The organism is Agrococcus phoenicis (assembly GCF_047302415.1).
Classification (GTDB): domain Bacteria; phylum Actinomycetota; class Actinomycetes; order Actinomycetales; family Microbacteriaceae; genus Agrococcus.
On the sequence record NZ_CP154854.1, the window covers coordinates 1,125,821 to 1,150,594 of the forward strand.

Consider the following 24,774-nt stretch of genomic DNA (forward strand, 5'->3'; position numbering starts at 1 on the left):
AACGATGGGTGCATGACCTCGACGCCGATGCCCCGCGCACTGCGCCTGGGCTTCGCGATCTCGGGCGCCGGGCTCGCGCTCAACCTGCTGGCCGCGGTGCTGATCGGGCTCGAGGTCGGTGACGCTCAGGCGCTGGACACCGCTCGCGTCGCGCTGATGTGGGCGATGCTGCCCCCCATCGCGATCGCGCTCGTGCGGATCGGGGCGCTGCGCCACGGGGTCGGCGCCTGGCATGTGCTCGCCGTGCTGCTGTGCTGGCTCGGCGACGGCCTGGGCGCGTCGACAGGCATCACCATCGTGCTGCTCGGCGCGTTCCTGCTCGGCCACCTCGCCTACCTGGCGGCGCTGTGGCCCACCCGCCGGCGCTCGCTGGCCCTCGGCCCGGCGGCGATCGGCTACGCGATCATCGCCGTGATCGCCGGTGGCATCACCGCCGCGAACGCCGGTGCCCTCGCGGTGCCGGTGCTCCTCTACGCCCTGGTGCTGGCGGCGATGGCCGCCTTCGCCGCGATCGACACCCCGGGCCTGCTCGGCGGGCTGCTGTTCCTCGTGAGCGACCTCGTGCTGGGACTGGGTCTGTTCGTGCTCGACATCCCCGACCCGCTGCGCACGTTCGCCGTGCTCATCCCCTACCTCGGCGCGCAGATGCTGCTGGCGATCAGCCTGCAGCAGCGCCTCGGTCTGCGCGCGGGCGCGGCTGCGGCTCCGCGCCGCGCCGGCGCCGCGCTTCGAACGCCGTCCGGCCATCACCGCACCGACTAGCAAGCATCAATCATACAGGCTGGACTTCTATCCCGGCGGATGATGGGATCGGTGCATGCAGACCATCGGCATCCTCGGCGGCATGAGCTGGCACTCGACGATCGAGTACTACCGGGCCATCAACGAGCGCGTCGCGGCCGAGCGCGGCGGCCACGCCTCCGCCCGCATCCTGCTCTCGAGCCTCGACTTCGCCGAGGTGCGCGCATGCCAGCTGCGAGAGGACTGGCTCGCCGCGGGCGAGCTCCTCGCGAGTGAGGCGGCCGCGCTCGAGCGCGCCGGAGCATCCTCGATCGCCATCGCCACCAACCTGATGCACAAGGTGGCACCCGCGGTCGAGTCGCGCGTCCGGGTGCCGCTCGTGCACATCGGCGACGCGGTGGCAGCCGCAGCGGGCCGCGTCGGAGCGCGCACGCTCGGGATCGTGGGCACCCAGTGGGTGATGTCGGAGGCGTTCTACGCCGAGCGGCTGCAGGCGCACGGCATCGCCGCGGTCGTGCCGCCAGCCGCCGCGCAGACCGAGCTCGACCGCATCATCTTCGACGAGCTGACGCAGGGCGTGGTGTCGGAGGCGGCGCGCGCGGTCTACCGGCAGGCGTTCGCCGCGCTCGTGGCCGAGGGCGCGGAGGCGATCGTGCTGGCGTGCACCGAGATCATGCTCCTCGTCGACGCCAGCGACGCCGAGGTGCCGCTGCTCGACTCCTGCCAGGCGCACGCCGATGCGCTGTCGCGGATCGCGCTGGGCGATCTCGCCGCCGACGCGCTGGCTCCGCCGCCGCTCGCCGCAAACCGCTGACGGCGCAGCCCACCGCTGCGCCCCGCTCCGTCAGCGAGCGGTCTGCTCCCACCGCGTCCGCATGGCCTCGATGACCGTGCTGACCGCCGGCACGCGCTCGGCGCCATGGCGGTAGCGCAGCGACACGGTGCGGCCGGAGCGGTCGGCGAGCGGGGCGACGACGACGTCGTCGCGCGTCAGCACTCGCAGCGCCATCGATGGCAGCAGCGTCACCGAGCCGGTCGCGGCGACGAAGGACTGCGCCGCGACGAAGTCGTCGGTCTCGAACTGGATGGTGGGCGCGAAGCCGGCGTCGGTCGCGAGCGCCTCGAGGTGCGAGCGGCAGCGCGTGCACCCGCCCACCCAGTCGGCACCGGCGAGGGCCGCGATGTCGACCGCTCCCCCGGCGGCGAGCTCGTGATCCGCCGGCAGCACGATGCACGTCGCGTCGAAGCCCAGCTCGACGCGAGCGAGCTGCACGTCGTCGTGGAGCTCGTCGTACTCGAACGCCACCGCGACGTCGGCATCGCCGGCGAGCACGGCCTCGATCGCCTCCGGCGGCTCGAGCTCGATGACGCGCGCGCTCAGCCGCGGCACCGCCAGCCGAGCGGCGGCGATCGCGCGGGGCACGAAGTCTGCCAGCGCCGAGGGGAACGCGGCGATCGTGACGCTCCCGGCGCCTTCGGCGAGCGAGGCGAGCTCGGCCTCGGCCGAGGCCAGCAGGCCAGCCACGCCGTCGGCGTGGCGCAGCAGTCGCTCGCCCGCCTCGGTGAGCGTGACGCCCGTCGACGATCGCAGCAGCAGGGCCTGACCCACCTCCTCCTCGAGGAGGCGGATGTGCTGGCTCACGGCAGGCTGCGTCCAGCCGAGCGCGCGCGCCCCGCCGGAGACGGAGCCCTCGCGCGCGACGGTGCGGAAGATCAGGATGCGTCGCGGGTCGAGCTGCATGCACCAAGCATGCCGCACTCCGCCCGCGCGGCTGCGCTGACCTGCCGCGCGCGCATCCCGAGCCGCTACCGTGGGCGCATGAGCGAGCAGCAGAGCGCGATCGAGATCGTGCACGAGACCGAGGCCTCCCGCTACGAGGCGCACATCGACGGTGCGCTGGCCGGGTTCGCGGACTACGTCGATGCCGACGGCGTCCGCTCCTTCACGCACACCGAGATCGACCCGGCCTTCGGCGGCCGCGGCGTCGGGTCGCAGCTCGTCGACGACGCCCTGCGATCGACGATCGCCGAGGGGAAGCGGATCCGACCGATCTGCTCGTTCGTGGTCGCGCGCGCCAAGGCCGACGAGTTCGCGGTGCACGTGGTGCAGCGCTAGCGCGGCCGGCTAGGGGCGCGACTCGCCGAAGTCGGTCGCGGCGAGCGACGCGATCGCCGAGATCGCTGCCTCCGCCTCGCGCCCCGTCGCCTCGAAGCGCGCCGTCGTCCCCGCGTCGAGCCCGAGCGCCAGCACGCGCAGCATGCTCGTCGCGTCGACCCCGTTCACGGTGACGCGCGCGTCGAAGCCGCTCGCCGTGCGCACCAGCTCGGCCGCCGGCCGTGCGTGCAGGCCGTGCGGGTTGCGCAGCTCGACCTCGAGCGAGGAGCGATCGGCGTCGGGGCCGGCTCCCTCGTGCCGAGCGGCGTCCGAGGGATCCTGCGTCGCCTCCCCGGCGGCTCGATCGCCCGGGGAGCGATCCTCCGCCGCCGCGACGACCGCGGCGAGGTCGGCACCGGCTTCCGCGGCGACCGCGGCGGCGACGGCGCCCTCGACGATCGGTGCGTCGGCGATGCGGATGCGCTCGGTGTCGTCGGCGAGGTCGAGCGCGGTCTCGGTCGTCAGCACGGCGGAGCCGAGGTCGCACAGCACCACCACTCCATCGCCCGTCTCGGCCTCGAGCAGCCCGGCCTGCACCGCGTCGAAGCTCGTGCCGATGCCGCCGTCCTCGGTGCCGCCGGCAGCCACGAGCGTCACGCTCGGCGCCATCTGCGCCGCCAGCTCGACGACACCCGTGGCGATCTTCGCGGAGTGCGAGACGATCAGCAGGCCGACCGTCACAGCGTGTCCGCCGCGGCGCGCAGCATGAGCGCCGTCGACTCCGCACCGGGATCGCGATGCCCGACGGCGCGCTCGCCCAGGTAGGACGCGCGTCCCTTGTGCGCCACGAGCGGCTCGGTCGCGACCGCGCCCTCGGCCGCGGCAGCGGCGGCCGCCTCGAGGGCGGCGCGCACGTCGGAGCCGGCCGCCGCCGCAGCATCGACCGCCGGGGTCCACGCGTCCACCATCGTCTTGTCCTGCAGCTCGGCCTTGCCGCGGGCGACGATGCCGTCACGGGCAGCGCCGAGCACCTCGACGAGGCCGGCCGCGTCGAGCTGCTCGCGGTCGCCGGCAGCCATGGCTGCCTTCAGGAACGCGGTGCCGTAGAGGGGGCCCGCCGCCCCGCCGACCGTCGAGATGAGCGTGGTCGCCACGAGCTTCAGCACCGCGCCGGGGGTCGCATCGGCGTCGAGGGAGTCGAGCTTGCCCAGCACGGCCTGGAAGCCGCGGTCGAGGTTCTCGCCGTGATCGGCGTCCCCGATGGCGCGGTCGAGCGAGGTCAGCTCGGCCTTGCGCTCGCCCACCTGCGCGGCGATCGCCTCGATCCAGCGTCGGGTCCAGGCGCCGTCGAGGGCGCGCTCGCCTGCCACGTCAGCGGCCCCAGCGCAGCGCAGCGGTCTGCACGGGCGCGTCGTAGAGGTCGAGGAGGTCGTCGTCGAGCTTCAGCAGCGTGATGGACACGCCCTGCATCTCGAGGCTCGTGACGTAGGAGCCGACGAGCGAGCGAGCGAGCGTGATGCCGCGCTCCGCGAGCACCTCGGCCGCCCGGCGGAAGACGATGTAGAGCTCGGACTGCGGCGTGCCGCCCATGCCGTTCACGAGCAGCACCACCCGGTCGTCGGTCGCGAGCGGCAGATCCTCGAGGATCGGCTCCAGCAGGCGATCCACCAGCCGGTCCGCGGGCTCGAGCGCGATGCGCTCCCGGCCGGGCTCGCCGTGGATGCCGATGCCGATCTCGACCTCGTCGTCGGCGAGCTCGAAGCTCGGCTCGCCCGCGTGCGGCACGGTGCAGGGCGCGAGCGCGAGTCCCATGGTGCGCACCTGGCTGGTGACCCGCCTGGCGACCGCTGCCACCTGGTCGAGCGTGTCGCCGCGCTCGGCTGCGGCGCCCGCGATCTTCTCGACCAGCAGGGTGCCGGCGACGCCGCGGCGGCCGGCGGTGTAGAGGGAGTCCTTGACCGCGACGTCGTCGTCGACGACCACGGACTGCACCTCGATGCCCTCGGCGAGCGCGAGGTCTGCCGCGGTCTCGAAGTTCAGCACGTCGCCGGTGTAGTTCTTGACGATGTGCAGCACGCCGGCGCCGGCGTCGACCTGCTTCGTCGCCTCGACGATGGGGTCGGGCGTCGGCGAGGTGAACATGGGGCCGGGCACGGCGGCGTCGAGCATGCCGAAGCCCACGAAGCCGGCGTGCAGGGGCTCGTGGCCGGAGCCGCCGCCCGAGACCAGGCCGACCTTGCCGGCGACCGGCGCATCCGCCCGCACGACGACGAACGGCGGGTCGACGACCACGCGCACGAGGTCGGGATGGGCTGCCGCGAACCCCGCGACGCCTTCGTCGACGGTCTTCTTCGGGTCGTTGATGAGCTTCTTCACGGTTGGCCTCTTCCTCGCGGTGATCCGGCGCCGGTGCTCCTGCGCCATCCGTCCATCACTGGTGGTGCGACGATCCTCACGGTACGCCCCGGCGGCTCGGAATTCGACGCGATCGAGAAATGCGCGGCCGGTTCGCTCCCCCGGCCATCCGGCATGGCTAGGGTGTGCGTACCACCCGAGTGGGCGGTCCGGGCAGAGCGGCCCGGGAACGAGAAAGCAGGGACCTGTGGATGTGAATCTCGGGCTGGTATTCCTCTCTGAGCTGGTCGGCACGGCAATGCTCGTCCTCCTCGGCTGCGGCGTCGTCGCCAACGTCGTGCTGAAGGGCAACAAGGGCTATGGCGGCGGCTTCCTCATGATCAACTTCGGCTGGGGCCTCGCGGTCTTCTCCGGTGTGATCGTCGCCGGCTACTCCGGTGCGCACCTCAACCCCGCCGTGACCTTCGGCCTGATGTCGCAGGCGCTCTCGACCGGCGCCGAGTACAACTGGGCCTCGCTGCCCGTCTACCTCGGTGCGCAGATGATCGGCGCCTTCCTCGGCGCCGTGCTCTGCTGGCTGGCCTACAAGCAGCACTTCGACATCGAGGAGGACCCGGCCAACAAGCTCGGCACCTTCTCGACCGGCCCCGGCATCCGCAACAGCGGCTGGAACCTCGTGACCGAGATCATCGGCACCTTCGTGCTCGTCTTCGTGGTCATCGGCTTCGGCGCGAACGGCGACGCGAGCGGCCTCGCCGCGCTGGGCGCCCTGCCCGTGGCGCTCGTGGTCATCGCGATCGGTGCCTCGCTCGGTGGCCCGACCGGCTACGCCATCAACCCCGCTCGCGACCTCGGTCCGCGCATCGCCCACGCGATCCTGCCGATCAAGGGCAAGGGCTCGAGCGACTGGAGCTACGCCTGGGTGCCGGTCGCCGGCCCGATCATCGGCGGCATCATCGCCGGTCTCTCGGCACCGGTCCTGATCGCCGCGATGGCGACGGCCTGACGACGAGGAGGAGGGGTCCGCCCCCTCCTCCTCGCTCTCGCCCTCCAGCAGACAGCACCATCCACCATCCAATGAAGGAGTCACGGTGAACGACTACGTCATCGCCATCGACCAGGGCACGACCTCGACTCGCGCCATCCTCTTCGACCACGCCGGCAGCGTCGTCTCGACCGGCCAACTCGAGCACGAGCAGATCTTCCCGCACGCCGGCTGGGTCGAGCACGACCCGATGGAGATCTGGAACAACACGCGCGAGGTCATCGGCCAGGCGCTCTCGAAGGCGAACGTCACGCGCCACAACGTGAAGGCCATTGGCATCACGAACCAGCGCGAGACCGCGGTGGTCTGGAACAAGACCACCGGCGAGCCCGTCTACAACGCCATCGTCTGGCAGGACACCCGCACGCAGAAGATCGTCGACCGGCTCGCCGACGGCGACACCGACCGCTACAAGGCGAAGGTGGGCCTGCCGCTGGCGACCTACTTCTCCGGCACGAAGATCGTCTGGATCCTCGAAAACGTCGAGGGGGCGCGCGAGGCCGCCGAGGCGGGCGACCTCATCTTCGGCACCACGGACACCTGGGTGCTCTGGAACCTGACGGGCGGCGTCAACGGCGGCGTGCACGCGACCGACGTGACGAACGCCTCGCGCACCCTCTTCATGGATCTCGAGACGACCTCCTGGAACGACGAGATCCTCGCCGACTTCGGGGTGCCCAAGTCGATGCTCCCCGAGATCAAGGCGTCCTCGGGCGAGTTCGGTATAGCCGCCTCCGAGTCGCTGCTGCGCGAGACCCCGATCACGGGCATCCTCGGCGACCAGCAGGCCGCGACCTTCGGCCAGGCCGCGTTCGACCAGGGCGAGGCGAAGAACACCTACGGCACGGGCAACTTCCTGATCTTCAACACGGGCACCGAGATCGTGCACTCGAAGAACGGGCTGCTCACCACCGTCGGCTACAAGATCGGCGACGAGCCGACCCACTACGCGCTCGAGGGGTCGATCGCCGTGACGGGCTCGCTCATCCAGTGGCTGCGCGACAACCTCGGCATCATCAAGGACGCGCCCGAGGTCGAGACGCTCGCGAAGCAGGTGGAGGACAACGGCGGCGCCTACTTCGTGCCCGCGTTCTCCGGCCTCTTCGCGCCGTACTGGCGACCGGATGCGCGCGGTGCCCTCGTGGGCATGACGCGCTACGTCAACAAGGGGCACATCGCTCGGGCGGCGCTCGAGGCGACGGCGTTCCAGACGACCGAGGTCGTCGACGCCGTCAACGCCGACTCCGGCGTCGACCTGACGGAGCTCAAGGTCGACGGCGGCATGATCGCCAACGACACCCTCATGCAGTTCCAGGCAGACATGCTGCGCGTGCCGGTCGTGCGCCCCGTGGTGGCGGAGACGACGGCGCTGGGAGCCGCCTACGCCGCCGGCCTCGCGGTCGGGTTCTGGGGCTCGCTCGACGAGCTGCGCCAGAACTGGCAGGAGGACAGCCGCTGGGAGCCGCAGATGGATCAGGAGTCGCGGGACCGCACGTATCGCAACTGGAAGAAGGCCGTCCAGAAGACGCTCGACTGGGTCGACGACGACGTCGAGTGAGCTGCGGCGGTCGCGCTCGTGAGCGGCTGACCGCGACGGGCTGATGCGGAGGGGGTGGCTGCGGCCGCCCCCTCCGTCGTGCGACGGCGCGCGACGCTGGCCGGATGCTCGACGCGGTCAGGTCGCCCGGGCGGCCGGATCGCTCAGCCAGATGATCGCGGCGAAGATCACCACGATGAGCATGGCCACGCGCGAGGTGGAGACGGCCAGCACGATGGAGGCCCACCAGTCGTCCTCGTCCGAGAGCCTGCCCCGCGCGACGGGCTGCTTCGCCGAGATCGCCACCGCGATCGCGATCACGTCGAGCCCGACGAGCATCGAGACGAAGGCGTACCGCAGCCGCTGCTGCTCCCCCGTGCGCGATGCCCGGCCGGATGCGTGGGGCTCGGCGACGTTGGCGACCGGCAGCAGCGCCCGCATCCAGCCGTCGAGCCACCAGCCCAGCACGATGAGCCCGAAGATCAGCAGGAGCAGCACCGCGCGCGTGACCGCCTCGTCGGCACCCGTCGCGGCCTCCTCCCAGGGGTTGGCGGCCATCCGGTCCCGCAGCGCGGGCACGGCACGGGCGTACAGCGCGGCAGCCGCCGCCGCGTAGCCGAGCAGCACGATCAGGATGGTGAGCGGATGCCGCATCCTGACGAGCATCCAGGCCACCACGAGCGCGGCGCCCGCGGTGAACTCGACGGCGTTGAGCGCGCCGTAGGTGGTCGCCCCGAGCAGGCTGGTCGACTGCATCATCACGAGCACGGAGGTCGCGGCGGCGAACAGCACGAGGCAGTAGACCGCGGCGACGCGGTAGCCGCGGGAGGCGGGTGCGACGAACGCGGCCAGCAGCAGCAGCAGCACGCCGATGCTGCTCAGCGTCAGCGACGGCGACAGGGCAGGCGGGTGGTGGAGCAGCAGCGGCAGGGCGTAGCACGCGAGCAGTCCGCCGACGGCGAGCGCGACGAGCAGCAGCGACCGAGAGGCGCGATCGGCCCAGCGCAGCGGCCACGTGTGCCAGACCTCGTCGCCCGACCAGCTCGTCTGGCGCTGCGCTCGAGGGATCAGCGCGTCGGTCACGCCATCAGCCCGCGGCTCGTCGCCACGCCTCGAGCGTGCGCGCGGCGCGACCCGAGTCGATCGCCGCTGCCGCGACCACGAGCTCGTCGGCGATGCGCTCCTTCATGGGCCGGTCCTTCTGGCGCGGATCGCCGTCCAGCCGCCACGCGACGAGCGCCGCCGCCGCGTTCAGCAGCACGATGTCGCGCACCGGACCGGGCTCGCCGTCGAGCGTGCGGCGCAGCACCTTCGCGTTGTGCTCGGGCGTGCCCCCGCGCAGGTCTTCGAGCGACGCGCGGGGGATCCCGAGCTCGCGCGGGTCGATGTCGTGCTCGACGACGTCGCCGCGCGACACCTCCCACAGCTCCGAGTGCCCCGTCGTCGTCAGCTCGTCCAGCCCGTCCTCGCCGCGCACGACGAGCGCCGTCGCGCCGCGGGTCGCGAAGACGCCGACGAACTGCTCGATCACGTGCTTGTCGGCGACCCCGACCAGCGACACCTCCGGCCGCGCCGGGTTGACGAGCGGGCCGAGGTAGTTGAAGACGGTCGGCACGCCCAGCTGCTGCCGCACGGGCGCCGCGTGGCGGAACCCCGGGTGGAACCGGGTGGCCCACGCGAACGAGATGCCCGCCTCCTCGAGGATGCGGCGGACGCGCGCCGGGTCGTCGTCCGCGGGCACGAGGCCGAGCGCGTCGAGCACGTCCGAGGCTCCGGAGGACGAGGAGACCGCGCGGTTGCCGTGCTTGAGCACCGGGACCCCTGCCGCCGCGACGACGATGCTCGCGGTCGTGGAGATGTTCACGGTGTGCTGGCGATCCCCGCCGGTGCCGACGATGTCGACCACGCGCGTGTCACCCGGGAGCGGCACCGCCGCCTCGAGGATCGCGTCGCGGAAGCCCACGAGCTCCTCCGCCACGACGCCCTTCGCCCGCAGCGCGATGAGGAAGCCGGCGGTCTGCGACTCGGTCGCGCTGCCGGCCACGATCTCGGCCATCGCCCACTCCGCCTGGCGGATCGCGAGGTCCTCCCCCTCCAGCAGCGTCTCGAGCACGACTGGCCAGGTCAAGAGGCGATCCATGGGGTCAGCCTATCTTTTTGCGGCACGCTGTCCGACGGGTCGAGGCCTGCCCGCCACTGTCACTAGGATGGATGTCGTGTCCACTACTGCGCTCTCCACGTCGCCTGCATCGGCGCCGATGATCAGGCGGCCGAACACCGTTGCGGTCGGCACGATCGTCTGGCTCGGCAGCGAGGTCATGTTCTTCGCGGGCCTCTTCGCCATCTACTTCACGCTCCGCTCGATGTCCGGCGACCTGTTCGCGACCGAGGCCGAGCAGCTGAACGTGATCTTCGCGACGATCAACACCACGATCCTGCTGGCCTCCAGCTTCACGTGCCAGGCTGGCGCGAACGCTGCGGAGCACCACCAGGCGCGGCGCACGGGCGGTGCGCTCGAGTTCTCCAAGTGGGGCATGATCGAGTGGTTCTACCTGACCTACGCCATGGGCGCGATCTTCGTCGTCCTGCAGGTCTTCGAGTACCTCGAGCTGATCCACCACGGCATCACGATCTCGTCGAACTCCTACGGGTCTGCCTTCTACATCACCACCGGCTTCCACGGCCTGCACGTGACGGGCGGGCTCTTCGCCTTCCTGTTCGTCATCGGGCGCGCGTACGCGGTGAAGCGCTTCGGTCGCAAGGAGGCGACCAGCGCGCACGTCATCTCGTACTACTGGCACTTCGTCGACGTGGTCTGGATCGGCCTGTACCTCGTCATCTACTGGCTCAAGTAACGGTTGGGTGAATTACGTTGGCAACACGCAAGAAGACCGGCCGCAGGCACCCGCTGGCGAGCGCTGCGCTGCTGATCATCGGGCTCGTCGCAGCAGGCGGCGCCTCCGCAGCGGTGAGCACCGTGGCGAACGCGGAGCCCACGGGCGGCGCGGCGCACGCGCAGGCGCTCACGATGCAGGACGGCGCAGAGCTCTTCCGCGCGAACTGCGCCTCGTGCCACGGCCTGAACGCTGAGGGCACCGAGAACGGCACGAGCCTCATCGGCGTCGGCGCAGCATCCGTGAACTTCCAGGTGATGACCGGTCGCATGCCGATGGCCTTCCAGGGCCCGCAGGCGCTGCAGCGCGACCCCCAGTTCACGCAGGAGCAGTCCGACGCGATGGGCGACTGGATCGCCTCGCTCGCCCCGGGCCCGGATCGTCCCGACCAGGAGTGGCTCGACACCGCCCAGGTCGACGACGAGGGCGTCGCCAACGGCGGCGTGCTCTTCCGCATCAACTGCGCCATGTGCCACAACCTCGCGGGCGCCGGCGGCGCCCTGACCGAGGGCAAGTTCGCGCCGCACCTGCGCGACATCGATGCGGCCCACATCTACGAGGCGATGCTGACGGGCCCGCAGAACATGCCCGTCTTCAACGACAACAACATCGCTCCCGAGCAGAAGCGCGAGATCATCGCGTACCTGCACTACCTGGATGAGAACCCGTCCGTCGGCGGCTTCGACCTCGGCGCCCTCGGCCCGGTGTCCGAAGGCCTGTTCATCTGGATCTTCGGCCTCGGCGGCATCGTCGCGGTCACGGTCTGGCTGACGTCGAGGCCGAACTGATCCATGGCGCAGGACACAGAGAGGAACAGCATGTCGGCTGAAGACCAGTCGGCTCCGGGCCGCACCGGCGCTGAGGACCACGAGCTGGTCGTCGTCGACCGAGGCGCAGCCATCGAGCAGGCAGACGCGTTCGAGAACCCGGGCCTGCCCCCGCACCGCCCGCGCCAGACGGATCTGCACCCGCACAAGGAGCGCCGGGCGGAGCGCCAGGTCGTCGGCTGGTTCCTGCTGTCGATGCTCGGCTCCGTGCTCGCGATCGTCGCCTACATCGCCGTGCCGATCGAGATCGGCAACATGGCGAGCGTCCGCGCCAACAACCTCTTCCTCGGTCTGGCCATCGCCCTCGCGCTGCTCGGCATCGGCTTCGGCGCCATGCACTGGGCGCGGCAGCTGATGAGCAGCCACGAGGTCGTCGAGGAGCGCCACCCCACGCGCGGCTCCGAGCCGACCCGCGCTCGCGCCGTCGAGATCTTCAAGCTCGGCGACGAGGAGTCGGGCTTCACGCGCCGCTCGCTGATCCGCAACACGCTCATCGGCGCGGTCGCGCTCGTGCCGCTCCCGGCTGTCGTGCTCTTCCGCGACCTCGCCCCCGCGCAGGACGCGCCCCAGGCGATCGCGCACACCATGTGGCGCGAGGGCATGCGACTGGCGCTCGACCCCTCCGGCACGCCGATCAAGGCGTCGGACGTCACGATCGGCTCCGCCTTCCACGTCATCCCCGAGCCGCTCAAGGAGATCGGGCACAACGAGGGCTACCTCGACCAGAAGGCGCTCGCCGCCGTGCTGCTCGTGCGCGTGCCCGTCGAGCGGCTCGAGATCCAGCCGGGCCGCGAGGACTGGTCGTACGACGGCATCGTCGCGTACTCCAAGATCTGCACGCACGTCGGATGCCCTGTCGCCCTCTACGAGCAGCAGACGCACCACCTGCTGTGCCCGTGCCACCAGTCGACGTTCGACGTCACGCAGCACGCCAAGGTCATCTTCGGTCCGGCCAAGCGGCCGCTGCCCCAGCTGCCCATCACGGTCGACGACGAGGGCTTCCTCGTCGCTCGGCGCGACTTCACCGAACCCATCGGCGCATCGTTCTTCGAGCGCCTCCACCACGTCGACGACGAAGCACACGTGCCGCTGTCGGCCGCTGAGACGGAGACCCGCGCATGACCGCCACCGCCACGCGTCCCTCTCTGACCGCGAAGGCGTCCAACTACCTCGATGAGCGCACCAGCATCTCGTCGATGGTCGCTGCGCTCGGTCGGAAGGTCTTCCCCGACCACTGGTCGTTCATGCTCGGCGAGATCATCCTGTACTCGTTCGTCGCGATCCTGCTCTCCGGCACCTTCCTGACGTTCTTCTTCGAGCCGTCGATGACCGCCGTGCACTACGAGGGCTCCTACGTGCCGCTGAAGGGCGTCGAGATGTCGGCGGCCTACGCGTCGACGCTCAACCTCTCGTTCGACGTGCGCGGCGGCCTGCTGATGCGCCAGGTGCACCACTGGTCGGCGCTGCTCTTCGTCGCCGCCATCGGGCTGCACATGCTGCGCGTGTTCTTCACCGGCGCGTTCCGCAAGCCGCGCGAGATCAACTGGGTCGTCGGCTTCATCCTCTTCATCCTGGCGCTCGCCGAGGGCTTCACCGGCTACTCGCTGCCCGACGACCTGCTCTCGGGCAACGGCCTCGCGATCATCAACGGCATGGTCAAGGGCATCCCGGTGGTCGGCACCTGGATCTCCTACCTCCTGTTCGGCGGCATCTTCCCCGGGCACGAGATCGTGCCGAGGCTCTTCGTGCTGCACATCATGCTGCTGCCGGCGCTCGTCATCGCCTTCATCGGCATCCACATGGTGCTGCTGATCGTCAACAAGCACACCGACTTCGCCGGCCCCGGCAAGACGAACGACGTCGTCGTCGGCGCGCCGATCATGCCCCTGTTCGCTGCCAAGGCAGGTGCGTTCTTCTTCATCGTCTTCGGCGTGCTGGTGGCGATCGGCTCGACCTTCACGATCCTGCCGGTCTGGGACTTCGGGCCCTACGACCCATCCCCCGTCTCGGCAGGAACCCAACCCGACTGGTACATCGGCTTCGCCGACGGTGCGCTGCGACTGGCGCCGGGCTGGGAGTCCGAGATCTTCGGGTTGACGCTCTCCTGGAACATCCTGCTGCCGATCGCGGTGCTGGGGCTGTTCATCGTGCTCGTGATGTTCTATCCCTTCATCGAGGCGTGGATCACGGGCGACAAGCGCGAGCACCACATCGCCGAGCGCCCGCGCAACAACCCGACGCGCACGGCCATCGGCGCGGCAGGCGTCTGGTTCTACGCGATCCTCTGGGCAGCTGCCTCCTCCGACCTCATCGCGACGCACTTCTCGCTCAACGTCTTCCAGGTGACGTGGGCGCTGCAGGCGGCGCTCATCGTCGGCACGGTCATCGTGTACTGGCTCACGAAGCGCATCGCCATCGGCCTGCAGAAGAAGGATCGCGAGATCCTGCTGCACGGCTACGAGTCGGGCAACATCCGCCGGCTCCCCGGCGGGGCCTACATCGAGGTGCACGAGCAGCTCGACGAGTACCAGTCGTGGAAGCTCAAGGCCTACGAGAGCTACGAGCCGGTCATGGTGCGCCCGAACGCCAAGGGCAAGATCACGGCGGGCACGCACCTGCGCTCCGCGTTCTCGCGCTGGTTCTTCGAGGATCGGATCGCGCCGATCACGCGCACCGAGATCGAGGCTGCGAAGCACGACCACCACTGACCCGCGACGGGTCGTGGAAGAGCGGGGGTCCGGGTCATCCGGGCCCCCGCTCCGTCGTCGGGCCCGCGCTCGTGCCGACGAGTCGTTGAGATTCGAAGGAATGCTCCGAGCGCTGCCGCGTTGACCAGCAGTGGAGAGGACACCATGACCATCGAGTTCGGAGCACACACCTTCGCCGCCGTCCCCGCGGTCGACGGCGACCCCATCGACCACGCGCAGGTGCTGCGCGACGTGGTGCAGGAGGGCATCGCCGCCGACCGCGCGGGGCTCGCCTTCTTCGGCATCGGGGAGCACCACCGCGAGGACTTCGCGGCGAGCGCCCCCGAGATCGTGCTGGGCGCGCTCGCCTCCGTGACCGAGCGGATCCGCCTCGGCACCGCCGTGACCGTGCTGTCCTCGAACGACCCCGTGCGGGTCTTCGAGCAGTTCTCGACGCTCGACGGCATCTCGAGCGGTCGCGCCGAGATGATCGTGGGCCGCGGCTCGTTCGTCGAGTCGTTCCCGCTGTTCGGCCTGCGCCTGGAGGACTACGAGGAGCTCTTCGAGGAGCGCCTCGAGCTGCTCGCCGCGCTCGTGCGCGAGGAGCCCGTGACCTGGTCGGGGCGGTTGCGCTCACCGCTCACCGAGCAGCCGGTGCACCCGCGCTCGCACGCCGCGACCCAGGGAGGCAGGATGCCGGTCTGGGTCGGTGTCGGCGGCTCCCCCGAGTCGGTCATCCGCACCGCGCGCCACGGCTTCGACATGATGCTCGCGATCATCGGGGGCAGCCCCGCGCAGTTCGCCCCCTTCGCCGGGCTCTACCGCAAGGCGATGGAGCAGTTCGGCCACGTCGGGGCGGACGGCGCACCGCTCGGGCGCGTCGGCATGCACTCCCCCGGCCTCGTCGCGGAGAGCGATGCGGAGGCGAAGCGCATCCTCATGCCGCAGTGGATGGTGTTCCGGAACCGGATCGGTCGGGAGCGCGGGTGGGGCGATGCGACCGAGCGCGAGTTCGACGCGCAGGTGGCCGAGCACGGCGCGATGTTCGCCGGCAGCCCCGAGACGGTCGCGCAGAAGATCGCCTGGGCCGTCGAGACGCTCGGCGTCGAGCGCTTCGACCTGAAGTACGACTCGGGCACCAGCCACGCCGACAACCTGCGCTCGATCGAGCTGTTCGGCAGCGAGGTCATCCCGCGCGTGCGCGCGCTGCTCGGCGAGGAGGCGGTCGGCGCAGGGTCGACGGGCGCAGGGTCGACCGGCGCTGGGTCGACCGGCGCTGGGACAGCCAGCGCAGGCTAGCCGAGCACGGCCTCGGCGCGATCCAGCAGGCGCTGGGCCGCCGAGGCTCCGCGGTCGTCCGAGCGACCGGCGTTCGCCAGCGCGTGCCCCAGCAGGTGCGTCGCCGCGATGGCCCGCACCCGCTGATCGTCGAGCCAGCCGGCTTCGAGCTCATCGGCGAACGCGGCGAGCGCCTGCGCCGCGGCAGCCGACGGCGCGCGCTCGATCGACGACACGACCACGTGCCCGAACAGGGCGCCCCGATCATCGGCAGGATCGCCGAGACCCGCGGTGTCGATGTCCAGGATGCCGGTGATGACGCTCGGATCCCGCTCGTCGACGAACACCTGTCCGAGGTGCAGATCCCCGTGGATCGTCACCGGCTTGGGCACCGGCGTCGCGGCGTAGCGCTGCGCGACGAGCGCCGCGAGCCGCGCCGTCTGGCGGGCGAAGACCGGAGCGGTCTCCTCCATGCGCTCGGCGTACCACTCGACGCGGCGCGCGAGCGACTCGCGCGCGCCGATCGTCACGGGCACGCCGGCCACCTGCTGCGTGAGCTCCTCGAGGGCGCGGGCGAAGCGCGCGCGATCGATGCGCTCGAAGACGTCGATCGCCGGCACGCCGGGCAGCTCGCCCAGCAGCACGAGCCCGGCGTCCGAGAAGCCGAGCGAGCGCGGCACGCGGATGCCGGCGGCCGCGAAGCGCTCGTGCAGGTCGTGGATGGAGCTCGCGAGCGTCGGGTGCACGACCTTGGCGAACCAGCTGTCGGTCGCGGTGTCGACCCGCAGCACCGCGCGCTTGCCCGGCCGGTACGCCTCCATGCGCAGGCTCGCGCCCTCCGCCGCGATGCCGAACTTCGCCAGCACGACCCCTGCCGCCTCCGGGTACGACACGGCCGGCAGCGAGGGCAAGGAGGGGTCCTGCGGGTAGACCCAGGCGGTGAGCCTGCGGCCCGACGCGTCGGCGAGCTCGACCGTGTGCTCGTCGGTCGGTGCGCTCGGCGACGTGTTCACGTAGATCGTGACCCGCTCGATCGCGTCCTGCTGCGTGCGCACGCCGCAGGAGAAGCCGATGATGAATCCCTCGTTGACCGGCTCGACATCCTTCTGCACGAAGTCGACCAGCTCGCGGCCGCTCGCGGCGAGGAGCCGCGTGAGCACGGCGGCGGCGTTGTCGAGCATGGGCACCATCCAACACCCCAGCGCCGCATCCGTCGGCATCGCCGCGCGTATCGTGGTGTCATGCGCTGGCTGCGACGACTGATGGCCGAGCAGCAGGACTCCTGGCTGCAGGTGCTCAAGGTCGTCGTCGCGACGGCCCTCGCGTGGTTCGCCAGCCAGCTGCTGCTCGGGGTCGAGCTGCCGATCTTCGCGGCCATCGCCGCGATCCTGGTGGTGGCGCCGAGCGTCAGCCAGTCGGTCGGGAAGGGCATCGAGCGCTCCATCGGCACGCTCGGCGGTGTCGTGCTCGCCTGGCTCGCGAGCCTCGTGCTGCCGCCGGGGCCGCTGTTCGTGCTCGCCGTGACGGTGCTCGCCGTCGTCGTCGCGCGCCTGCTGCGGCTCGCGCCGATGGCGGCGAGCCAGCTGCCGATCAGCGCCATGATCCTGCTCGCGCTGGGCGCCGGCTCGGGGCCGCTGTTCGGCTTCGAGCGCATCGTCGAGACCGTCATCGGCGCGGTCGTCGCGCTGCTCATCAACCTCGTCGTGGTGCCCCCTGTGCACCACGAGCCCGCCGAGCGAGCGATGCGCGAGCTCGCCCACGCGATCGCCGACGCCTACGACCGGGTCGACCGCTCGCTCGTCGCCGGCGCGCCGAGCCCGCAGCTGCTCGAGGATGCCCGTGCGCTGCGCGGGAGGGTGCAGCGGGCGCGCGCCGCGATGGATGCGCTCGAGGAGTCGACTCTGCTGAATCCGCGAGCCCGGCGCCTGCGGGAGCGGCTCGAGCGCGACGAACGGCTGCTGCTGACGCTCACCGTGCTCGCGAACCGGGTGATCGGGATGTCGCGCTCCCTCGCCGACCGCTTGGACGCATCCGTCGCCGACGACCCGACCGTGCGCCGCATCGGCATCGAGGCGCGCCGGATCGCGCACGAGGTGCGCGCGCTCGTCGACCGCCAGGCGCTCGACGACGGGCGCACCAGCACGATGCCGCGACTGGACGGCGAGCTGCTGACGACGCCCATCGAGGTGCCGGAGCCGAACCCGCGCCACTGGGTGCTCATCGGCGCTCTGCTGGAGGATCTGCGTCAGGCGAGGGAGTCGCTCGCCGAGGGCGAGGCGGTGTAGGGCACGAGCCACTGCAGCCGCCAGAACTCCTCAGCCGTGAGCTCGAACGAGTGGGTGTCGATCGAGACGGAACGCCGCACCTGGTCGGGGTCGAGGTGCGGCCGAGCGAGGATCGTGACGGCAGGCTGCCGCAGGAGCGTCGACCGGCCGTAGTGGATCGCGATGATGTCGGGCGTCGCGGGCGTGTCGGAGACCACGTAGGCGCTCGCGAGCAGCCGGGAGCGCCCCAGCATGCGCCAGGAGAAGTGCCGCCCGGCCCAGGCGGCCTCTGCGATCACCTCGCGATCGCCCTTGTCGGGGCGGTGGTACTCGTAGACCTCGCGCAGCTGCAGGGGCGAGTTGCGCACCAGCTCGAAGCTGACCCGGGGGTTCTTGCGCGCCTCGTGCGTCCAGTACGGGAAGGTGGTCGCGCGGATCGCCCAGGTGCCGCGGAGCAGCCGAGCGAGCTCAGCGGGATCGGCGACGCGTGACATGCCCTCAGGATAGCCACCGGATACGCTCGCGTCATGGCGAACCACGACCTCGAGCGGGCGATCCAGGTGGCGACGAAGGCCTACGACGGCCGCGTCGACCGCCAGGGCGAGCCCTACGCGGCGCATGTGATCAGGGTCATGCTCGCGGTCGACTCCGACGACGAGCGTGCGGTGGCGCTCCTCCACGACGTCTTCGAGTGGGGCACGATCACGCTGCGCGAGTTCGCCAGCGCGAAGTTCCCGAAGCGCGTCGTCGATGCCGTCGATGCGCTCACGAAGCGTCGCGGCGAGTCGCTCTCGGAGTACGTGGAGCGCGTGCGCGCATCCCGCCTGGCGACGACCGTGAAGCTCGCGGACCTGCGCGACAACGCGCTCGAGTGGAGGCTCGACGCGCTGCCCGACAAGGCGACGCGCAAGCGGCTCGTGGCGATGTACCGCGAGACGGCCGGGCTGCTGGGCGTCGACCTCGACGAGCTCTGCGGTCGCCGGGTCGTCTGACCGCAGCTACCAGATGCCCCACGGGCGCCGGCGCACGCGGCGCTCGATCGGCAGCAGCACCCGCAGGAACGCGCGGTAGCGCTGCTCGTCGAGCACGAGGTCGTGGCTCGGCAGGTGGTCGACGATCGGCCCGAACAGGCGCTTGAAGATGCCGGGCCCGTGCATGCGGTGCGACTCGTCGTCGGCGAGCCACGAGGGCGGGGTCGCGTAGGTGTCGTACACCTCGCGGCCCTGCTCCTTGAACCACTGCATCGCCGTCCAGCGCATCAGGTGCGCACCGCCACGGATCGCGCGGTCGGGCACCGAGCCGCCATCCTTCGCGAGGGCGTAGCGGCCGAAGCCGATCATGAAGGCGGATGCCTGCGGGCCGTCGTGCGCGCCGTCGTAGCCGAACCAGAAGTGGCCCTGGCCGCGATCGCACAGCTCGCCCCAGAGGGTGCGGTAGTACGCGTAGGGCTTCATGGTCGCGACGCCCTTGCCGCCCGCGACCGTCTGCATCAGCTCGTACATCTGCCGGAACGTCTGCTCGCCGGGCTCGGCCTTCTCGACCCGGTACCCGTGCTTCACGGCGTTGCGGATGTGGTTGCGCAGCTTCTTGCTGAAGCCGGCGAAGATGTCGTCGACGGGCGGCGTGAGGTCGACGAGCACGGTGTGGATGTTCTGCTGCACGGTGTTCGCCGCGCGGAAGCCGGCGGCTGCGAGCGCGTCGCGGCGCTCCTGCGTGTCGAGCTCGTACGGCTCGACCTTCACGGCGAACACGCCCTTGGTGACGTCGCCGCGGGCCGCGCGCAGCGCATCCGCGATGCCCGGCAGGTCGTCGAACGCGGCGCCGGGGCCGAGCGGGAGGTACCAGAAGCGGCCCGCGAGGCTGCGGTGCTCGAGGGCGAGGACGTGCACCGCGGTCGCGGGCTCCGCGCTCCCCTGCCGCTCGAGCACGAGGAAGACGGGGTGCAGGCGCTCGGTCGACTTGAGCCGCGCATAGGCGAGGCCCTGGGTCCACTGCCCGCCGTCGGGGTTCGCCTCGACGCGCGCGTCCCAGTCGGCGAGCTCCTCCTGTCGGGCACGACGGATCGTCCACGGGGCGCGCATCGCGGCCTCCTCCTGGTTCGGTCGAGCGGTCATCGCAGGGCATCCGTCCCGGGCTTGATGCGCCACTCGATGCGGCGCACCGCGCGCTCCCAGAGCGCGTGGCGGACGCGTCGGAGGACGATGTCGAACGACGGCAGGTAGCTCACCACCGGCCCGAACTTCTTCTTGAACTGGCCGACGCCGTAGTACCAGTGCGTCTCGTCCTCCATGCTCTCCGGCTTCGGCGTGCCGCAGAGGTCGAAGGCCGCCTTGCCGTCGGCGGCGGCATCCTGCATCGCGCGCCAGAGCAGCAGCGCCGCGCCGCCGGCGATCGCGCGCGAGGGCCGGGACCCGCCGTCCTTGTAGACCGCCGTGCGGCCGGCGAGCGTCACGAAGATCGCCGCCTGCGCCTCGCCGGAGTCGTCGTCGTAGCCGAAGTAGAAGCGGCCGTTGCCGGTCTTCGCGAACTCGCCCCAGAACAGCCGGTAGTAGGCGTACTCGCGCATCGCGGCGACGCCCTTGCCGCCGTTGATCGTCTTCAGCAGCTCGTAGAAGCGCTCGAAGTCGTGCTCGGTGGCGTCGTGCGCCTCGATGCGCTCGACGCGGTAGCCCTTGTTCTCGGCGCCGCGGATCGACGACCGCAGCTTCTTCTGGAACTGCATGATGAGCTCGTCGCCGAGCGTGAGGTCGAGCACGACGGTGTGGGTCAGCAGTTGCATGTCGCGGCTGCGCACGGCGCCGGTCGCCTCCATGCGCGCGATGAGCGCCGGGCTGCGCAGCAGGTGGGGCTCGACCTTGATGGCCAGCAGGCCCCGCTGCTGCAGGCCGAAGGCCCGGATCGCCGCGACCATGCCCTCCAGGTCGTCGGTCGTCGGCCCGAGCGGGATGTACCAGTAGCGGCCGAGCCAGACGGTGCCCTCGTGCGCGAGCGCGTAGACCGTCTGCTGCCCCTCCAGGACCAGGAACCGAGGGGTCAGCCGGTCGTAGCGCTTGATCTCGCCCATGGCGCGGGCGCTCGTCATGATCCCGCCGTCCGGGTTCTGCTCGATCAGCGCATCCCACCGGGCGATCTCGTCGTCGGTCGCGAAGCGGACCGTGGTCGTCTGGCCGCTCGTCATCGCAGGGTGTCCGGGCCCTTCCTGATGCGCCACTCCACGCGCCGCACGACGCGCTCCCACAGGCGGTGCCGCAGCGGGTGCAGCACGAGGTCGAACGACGGCAGGAAGCTCGAGATCTGCCCGAAGCGCAGCTTGAACTGCGCGAGCCCGTGGAACGGGTGCGTCGGGTCGTCCGCGCGCTCGGGCGGCGGTGTGCCCGCGAGGTCGAAGGCGAGCTTCCCCTCGGCGATGCAGTCCTGCATCGCGGTCCAGAGCAGCAGCGCCGAGCCTCCGTTGATCTTGCGGTCGGGGCGCGAGCCGCCGTCCTTGTAGACGGCGGTGCGGCCGGCGGTGGTGACGAAGATGCCGGCCTGCGGCTCGTCGCCCTCGTCGTCGTAGCCGAAGTAGAAGCGGCCGGTGCCGCGCTCGGTGAAGCTGCGCCAGAAGGCGTCGTAGTACTCGCGCTCGCGCATGCCCGCCATGCCCTTGCCGCCGGCGACGGTCAGCATCATCGCGTGCATCCGGTCGAAGGTCGCCTGGCTCGGCTCGGCCCGCTCGATGCGGTAGCCCTTCCTCGTCGCACCGCGCACCTGCCGGCGGATCATCTGCGAGAAGGAGGCGAAGAGCTCCTCCTCGCCCATCGTCAGGTCGAGCACGACGGTGTGGGTCATGACCTGCATGTCGCGGCTGCGCTCGAGGCCCAGCGAGACCAGCTCGTTGCTGCGCTCGGGCGTGCGCTCGAGGTGCGGCTCGACCTTCACGACGAGGAGTCCGCGCTCGCGGCGCCCGAACTCCCGCAGGCCGTCGATCACCGCGGCCATGTCGGTCGCCGTGGGGCCCATCGGCAGGTACCAGTAGCGCCCGAGCGACACCTTCCCCTCGAGCGCGAGCGAGTGGATGCGCTCGGTCGCGCCGTCGCCGACCGGGGCGTCGATCACGAGGAACACGGGCTCGAGCCCGTCGAACCGCTTCGTCTCGGCGAACGCGAGCGACTGCACCATGTGGCCCCCGTCCGGGTTCGCCTCGATGAGCGCATCCCACTCGGCGATCTCGTCGGAGGAGGCGCGGCGGACGGAAGCTGCAGTGGGCATGGAACCTCTCGGTCTGGCGGAGCCCCCAGCCTACGACGCGGGGTGCGGGGCGGTCGTCGGCTCGCCGCGCAGGTCGCGCACCAGCAGGGTCGCGCCCACGACGGCGACCGGCGTCGCCACCACCGCGACGCCCGGTACGAGCAGCAGCAGGTAGGCGACCATCCCGAAGCCGAGCGCGCGCCACGAGCGACCGCGCAGCAGCTCGCGGCGCTGGTCGAGCGTGAGGCCCCTGGCGTCGCCGGCGTAGCCGGTGAGCTCGCGCGCGAGCGCGCGCCCGCCGAGGATGGCGCCGAGCACGAGGCCGAGCACGGTGCCCACCACCGGCACGAGCCCGACGACGAAGACCACGAGCCCCGTGCCGATCGCCATGCCGATCAGGACGACGGCGTCGCGCAATCCCTTGCCGAGCGACGCCCAGAAGCCGCGCTCCTCGACCGGCTCGATGCCGCCGAGCCGCTGCTCGACCGCGCGCGAGATGCGCTCGTAGAACGGGTCGCCCACGGCGAGCGTGATCGCGGCGAACGTGAGCACGCACAGCACCACCACGCCGACCAGCAGACCGAGCGCCAGCGCGCCGCGCAGCAGCTCTGCCCACACCGCCGCCCATCCGTCGGCGAACGGCGTGAGCCACACCGCCCATCCGCCGACCTGGAAGCTGAGGAAGATCACCAGCGCCAGCATCAGCGCGCCCACGATGAGCGCCGGCACGGCCCCGAGGGCCATGAGGGCGGGGCTCGTCGCCCAGGTGCCGAAGCCGCGCAGGAGCAGGGCAGCGCCCGCGAGGAGCTCAGAGATCCGATGCCGCATGCGCCCATGCTGGCACGACCGCCCCGTCGCCTCGCCCCCGTCGCCTCGCCCGGGCGCCCCGGCGGCGACCCGAGGGGCGCGATGCGCCTCGATACGATCGGCGGGTGCCAGCAGCCGCCCAGCCCTCAGCGGCGCGCCCGGCGCACGCGATGGCGGTGCTGCTCGCGGCAGCGCTGTGGGGCACGACGGGCACGGTCGCGCACTTCGCCCCGCCGGGCTCCGACCCGCTCGCGATCGGGTTGGCGACCTTCGGCATCGGGGGGATCGTGCTCGCAGCGATCTCGGCGCGCCGGGTGCTGGCCGTGCTGCGCCAGCGCCGCCAGCTCGGATGGGTGCTCGCCGGCGCGGTCGGCGTCGTGCTCTACCCCGCGTGCTACTACCCCTCGATGGCGCTCGCCGGCGTCGCGGTCGGCAACGTCGTGGCGCTCGGCTCCGGGCCGATCTTCGCCGCACTGCTCGAGTGGCTCGTCGACCGGCGCAGGCCCGACCTGCGCTGGGCGCTCGCGACCGGCGTCGCGACGGCGGGCATCGTGCTGCTCGCCGTCGGCGGCGGCGACGCTGCCGGCGCAGCGGGCACGACGAGGGATGCGTCGCTCGCCCCCGTGGGCGTCGCGCTCGCGCTCGTGGCCGGATTCGGCTACGCGCTGTACGCCTACGCCGGGGCGAAGCTCATCGGCCGCGGCGCGCCGTCCTCCGGTGCGATGGGCGCGCTCTTCCTGGTCGGCGGGCTCGTCTGCCTCGCGGGCCTCGCCGTCATCGGCCTCGGGCCGCTCGCGTCGACCGCCGGCTTCGCGACCATCGGCTACCTCGGGCTCGTGCCCATGGCGCTGGCCTACCTCCTGTTCGGCTTCGGCCTGCGCACGCTCGCGTCCTCGAGCGCCACCACCATCGCGCTCCTCGAGCCGGTCGTGGCGACCGCGCTCGCGGTGGCGGTCGTGGGCGAGCGGCCCGGCCCCCTCGGCTGGCTCGGCCTCGCGGTGGTCGCGCTGGGCATCGGGCTGCTGTCTGTGCGCCCGCCGCTTGACGCGCCGAGATCGCGGAGTACCGTCGGATCCACCGGACCGACCACCACGAAGGAGGCGCCCATGCCGAACCCGCGGATCAAGGACGAAGAGCTCTACGAGAAGCTGCGCGACGAGGGCAACTCGAAGGAGAAGTCGGCGAGGATCGCGAACGCCGCAGCCCGCGACGGGCGCTCCGACGTGGGCGAGCGCGGCGGCGACGCGGAGTCCTACGAGGACCGCACCGTCGACGAGCTGCGCCAGCGCGCGAAGGAGCTCGGCCTGGAGGGCTACTCGGACCTGAAGAAGGACGAGCTGATCGACAGGCTCCGCAACCACTGAGCCCGAGGGCCGCCGACGCGGGAGGAGACCGCGGTGCCGACTGCCGCGCGCGACCGCGACGAGACGCCGGAGGAGCGCGCCGATCGCAACTTCGCCGACATCCTCCAGGAGCTCAGGGTGGTGCTCACCGGCACCCAGCTGATCTCGGGCTTCCTCCTCGCGGTCGCCTTCCAGAGCGGGTTCCGCGACCTCGACGGCGTCGAGGTCGCGCACTACCTGGTGCTGGTCGCGATCGCAGCGCTCGCCACCCTCCTCGGCATGACCCCGGTGGTCGTGCACCGCCTCCACTTCGCGCGCCGCATGAAGGCCGACATCGTGCAGGTCGGCAACCGCTTCCTGATCGCGACCCTCGTGGTCGTCTCGGCGCTCGTGGTCGGGGTGACCGCGTTCATCTTCGAGGTGGTCGTCGGCGCTGCCGCTGGCGCGTGGGCCGCGGGATCGACCGCGGTCGTGGTCGTGGCGCTGTGGCTGCTCGCCTGGAGCCTGCGCAGCGCCGGGCACCACGAGGGCTGAGCCCGGTCGCGGCGAGGGCTGAGCCCGGGGCTGCGAGGGCTGAGCCCCGTCGCGGCGAGCGCTGGACCGCGGGTTCGCGCTCCGCACCGCCCTCGTGTGTCGCCGCGTTACCTGCGCCCTGGTCGCCGGCGGCGCCCCGG

26 protein-coding genes and 1 pseudogene are annotated in these 24,774 nt (G+C 71.6%); 15 read left to right on the forward strand and 12 right to left on the reverse strand.

The window, feature by feature from the left end:
* Positions 1-12 precede the first annotated feature (12 nt).
* Both AA0Z99_RS05470 and AA0Z99_RS05475 read left to right on the forward strand, forming a co-directional pair.
* Positions 13-762, forward strand: a complete 750-nt coding sequence (locus AA0Z99_RS05470; RefSeq protein WP_413320208.1) for a lysoplasmalogenase family protein — start codon at positions 13-15, stop codon at positions 760-762.
* Positions 763-817: 55 nt separating this feature from the next.
* The gene (locus AA0Z99_RS05475; RefSeq protein WP_413320210.1) at positions 818-1,555 is read left to right on the forward strand and encodes an aspartate/glutamate racemase family protein; all 738 of its coding nucleotides are present in this window, start codon (positions 818-820) and stop codon (positions 1,553-1,555) included.
* Positions 1,556-1,585: 30 nt separating this feature from the next.
* On the opposite strand, the gene AA0Z99_RS05480 is transcribed toward AA0Z99_RS05475, so the two are convergent.
* Complete coding sequence (locus AA0Z99_RS05480; protein ID WP_413320211.1) at positions 1,586-2,482, reverse strand: LysR substrate-binding domain-containing protein; 897 nt, start codon at positions 2,480-2,482, stop codon at positions 1,586-1,588.
* A 78-nt stretch (positions 2,483-2,560) separates the two neighbouring features.
* Here AA0Z99_RS05480 and AA0Z99_RS05485 point away from each other — a divergent pair, with 78 nt between their 5' ends.
* The gene (locus AA0Z99_RS05485) at positions 2,561-2,857 is read left to right on the forward strand and encodes a GNAT family N-acetyltransferase (RefSeq protein ID WP_413320213.1); all 297 of its coding nucleotides are present in this window, start codon (positions 2,561-2,563) and stop codon (positions 2,855-2,857) included.
* Between the two features lie 9 nt (positions 2,858-2,866).
* Here the strand turns inward: AA0Z99_RS05485 and dhaM are convergent, their stop codons facing one another.
* From dhaM to dhaK, 3 genes are read right to left on the reverse strand one after another with little or no spacing between them, the layout of a single operon-like run.
* Positions 2,867-3,577 carry a dihydroxyacetone kinase phosphoryl donor subunit DhaM gene (dhaM, locus tag AA0Z99_RS05490; protein WP_413320215.1) on the reverse strand — a complete coding sequence of 237 codons (711 nt, stop codon included), beginning with the start codon at positions 3,575-3,577 and terminating at the stop codon, positions 2,867-2,869.
* A complete protein-coding gene (dhaL, locus tag AA0Z99_RS05495) occupies positions 3,574-4,206 on the reverse strand; it encodes a dihydroxyacetone kinase subunit DhaL (RefSeq protein ID WP_413320217.1) in 633 nt (210 codons plus the stop codon). Before dhaL ends, dhaM begins: the two co-directional genes overlap by 4 nt.
* Before the next feature lies 1 nt (position 4,207).
* The gene (gene dhaK / locus AA0Z99_RS05500; RefSeq protein WP_413320219.1) at positions 4,208-5,212 is read right to left on the reverse strand and encodes a dihydroxyacetone kinase subunit DhaK; all 1,005 of its coding nucleotides are present in this window, start codon (positions 5,210-5,212) and stop codon (positions 4,208-4,210) included.
* A 277-nt stretch (positions 5,213-5,489) separates the two neighbouring features.
* Here dhaK and AA0Z99_RS05505 point away from each other — a divergent pair, with 277 nt between their 5' ends.
* Positions 5,490-6,197: an MIP/aquaporin family protein gene (locus AA0Z99_RS05505; protein ID WP_413320221.1), complete on the forward strand. Its 708-nt coding sequence runs from the start codon at positions 5,490-5,492 to the stop codon at positions 6,195-6,197.
* An 85-nt stretch (positions 6,198-6,282) separates the two neighbouring features.
* Positions 6,283-7,794, forward strand: a complete 1,512-nt coding sequence (gene glpK, locus AA0Z99_RS05510; RefSeq protein WP_413320223.1) for a glycerol kinase GlpK — start codon at positions 6,283-6,285, stop codon at positions 7,792-7,794.
* A gap of 117 nt (positions 7,795-7,911) precedes the next feature.
* Here glpK and AA0Z99_RS05515 read toward each other — a convergent pair whose 3' ends face one another.
* Both AA0Z99_RS05515 and trpD read right to left on the reverse strand, forming a co-directional pair.
* Positions 7,912-8,856, reverse strand: coding sequence for a hypothetical protein (locus AA0Z99_RS05515; RefSeq protein ID WP_413320225.1), 945 nt, complete (start codon positions 8,854-8,856; stop codon positions 7,912-7,914).
* A gap of 4 nt (positions 8,857-8,860) precedes the next feature.
* Complete coding sequence (trpD, locus tag AA0Z99_RS05520) at positions 8,861-9,913, reverse strand: anthranilate phosphoribosyltransferase (RefSeq protein WP_413320227.1); 1,053 nt, start codon at positions 9,911-9,913, stop codon at positions 8,861-8,863.
* Positions 9,914-9,980: 67 nt separating this feature from the next.
* Here trpD and AA0Z99_RS05525 point away from each other — a divergent pair, with 67 nt between their 5' ends.
* The 5 genes from AA0Z99_RS05525 (at position 9,981) to AA0Z99_RS05545 (ending at position 15,480) form a co-directional block, all read left to right on the forward strand.
* Positions 9,981-10,628: a heme-copper oxidase subunit III gene (locus AA0Z99_RS05525; RefSeq protein ID WP_413320229.1), complete on the forward strand. Its 648-nt coding sequence runs from the start codon at positions 9,981-9,983 to the stop codon at positions 10,626-10,628.
* A gap of 17 nt (positions 10,629-10,645) precedes the next feature.
* Positions 10,646-11,455 (forward strand): cytochrome c, encoded by an 810-nt coding sequence (locus AA0Z99_RS05530; protein ID WP_413320231.1) that lies wholly within the window; start codon positions 10,646-10,648, stop codon positions 11,453-11,455.
* A gap of 30 nt (positions 11,456-11,485) precedes the next feature.
* Positions 11,486-12,616: a Rieske 2Fe-2S domain-containing protein gene (locus tag AA0Z99_RS05535; RefSeq protein ID WP_413320233.1), complete on the forward strand. Its 1,131-nt coding sequence runs from the start codon at positions 11,486-11,488 to the stop codon at positions 12,614-12,616.
* Positions 12,613-14,202 carry a cytochrome b gene (locus tag AA0Z99_RS05540; protein ID WP_413320235.1) on the forward strand — a complete coding sequence of 530 codons (1,590 nt, stop codon included), beginning with the start codon at positions 12,613-12,615 and terminating at the stop codon, positions 14,200-14,202. The genes AA0Z99_RS05535 and AA0Z99_RS05540 overlap by 4 nt, the downstream gene beginning before the upstream one ends.
* Before the next feature lie 144 nt (positions 14,203-14,346).
* Complete coding sequence (locus AA0Z99_RS05545) at positions 14,347-15,480, forward strand: LLM class flavin-dependent oxidoreductase (protein ID WP_413320237.1); 1,134 nt, start codon at positions 14,347-14,349, stop codon at positions 15,478-15,480.
* Here AA0Z99_RS05545 and AA0Z99_RS05550 read toward each other — a convergent pair.
* The gene (locus AA0Z99_RS05550) at positions 15,477-16,640 is read right to left on the reverse strand and encodes a phosphotransferase family protein (RefSeq protein ID WP_413320239.1); all 1,164 of its coding nucleotides are present in this window, start codon (positions 16,638-16,640) and stop codon (positions 15,477-15,479) included. The genes AA0Z99_RS05545 and AA0Z99_RS05550 overlap by 4 nt on opposite strands.
* A gap of 60 nt (positions 16,641-16,700) precedes the next feature.
* Here AA0Z99_RS05550 and AA0Z99_RS05555 point away from each other — a divergent pair, with 60 nt between their 5' ends.
* Entirely contained in the window at positions 16,701-17,744 is a 1,044-nt protein-coding gene (locus AA0Z99_RS05555; RefSeq protein ID WP_413320241.1) for an FUSC family protein, read from the forward strand.
* On the opposite strand, the gene AA0Z99_RS05560 is transcribed toward AA0Z99_RS05555, so the two are convergent.
* Complete coding sequence (locus tag AA0Z99_RS05560; RefSeq protein WP_413320243.1) at positions 17,705-18,217, reverse strand: hypothetical protein; 513 nt, start codon at positions 18,215-18,217, stop codon at positions 17,705-17,707. The genes AA0Z99_RS05555 and AA0Z99_RS05560 overlap by 40 nt on opposite strands.
* A gap of 33 nt (positions 18,218-18,250) precedes the next feature.
* Between AA0Z99_RS05560 and AA0Z99_RS05565 the strand changes: the two genes are divergently transcribed.
* Positions 18,251-18,715 (forward strand): phosphohydrolase, encoded by a 465-nt coding sequence (locus tag AA0Z99_RS05565; protein ID WP_413320245.1) that lies wholly within the window; start codon positions 18,251-18,253, stop codon positions 18,713-18,715.
* Between the two features lie 6 nt (positions 18,716-18,721).
* Here the strand turns inward: AA0Z99_RS05565 and AA0Z99_RS05570 are convergent, their stop codons facing one another.
* The 4 genes from AA0Z99_RS05570 to AA0Z99_RS05585 are packed head-to-tail and all read right to left on the reverse strand — an operon-like array spanning position 18,722 to position 22,778.
* Positions 18,722-19,837: a lipid II:glycine glycyltransferase FemX gene (locus AA0Z99_RS05570; protein ID WP_413320247.1), complete on the reverse strand. Its 1,116-nt coding sequence runs from the start codon at positions 19,835-19,837 to the stop codon at positions 18,722-18,724.
* Positions 19,834-20,901 (reverse strand): lipid II:glycine glycyltransferase FemX, encoded by a 1,068-nt coding sequence (locus tag AA0Z99_RS05575; protein ID WP_413320249.1) that lies wholly within the window; start codon positions 20,899-20,901, stop codon positions 19,834-19,836. Before AA0Z99_RS05575 ends, AA0Z99_RS05570 begins: the two co-directional genes overlap by 4 nt.
* Positions 20,898-21,971 carry a lipid II:glycine glycyltransferase FemX gene (locus tag AA0Z99_RS05580; RefSeq protein WP_413320251.1) on the reverse strand — a complete coding sequence of 358 codons (1,074 nt, stop codon included), beginning with the start codon at positions 21,969-21,971 and terminating at the stop codon, positions 20,898-20,900. Before AA0Z99_RS05580 ends, AA0Z99_RS05575 begins: the two co-directional genes overlap by 4 nt.
* Positions 21,972-22,001: 30 nt before the next feature.
* Positions 22,002-22,778: an EI24 domain-containing protein gene (locus AA0Z99_RS05585; protein WP_413320253.1), complete on the reverse strand. Its 777-nt coding sequence runs from the start codon at positions 22,776-22,778 to the stop codon at positions 22,002-22,004.
* A gap of 149 nt (positions 22,779-22,927) precedes the next feature.
* Here AA0Z99_RS05585 and AA0Z99_RS05590 point away from each other — a divergent pair.
* From AA0Z99_RS05590 to AA0Z99_RS05600, 3 genes and pseudogenes are all read left to right on the forward strand, one after another.
* Positions 22,928-23,773, forward strand: a pseudogene (locus tag AA0Z99_RS05590) (DMT family transporter); the annotation flags it as partial.
* A gap of 90 nt (positions 23,774-23,863) precedes the next feature.
* The gene (locus AA0Z99_RS05595; protein WP_413320782.1) at positions 23,864-24,121 is read left to right on the forward strand and encodes a Rho termination factor N-terminal domain-containing protein; all 258 of its coding nucleotides are present in this window, start codon (positions 23,864-23,866) and stop codon (positions 24,119-24,121) included.
* Positions 24,122-24,154: 33 nt separating this feature from the next.
* On the forward strand, positions 24,155-24,634 hold the full coding sequence (locus AA0Z99_RS05600) for a DUF6328 family protein (protein ID WP_413320255.1): 480 nt from the start codon (positions 24,155-24,157) through the stop codon (positions 24,632-24,634).
* Positions 24,635-24,774 lie beyond the last annotated feature (140 nt).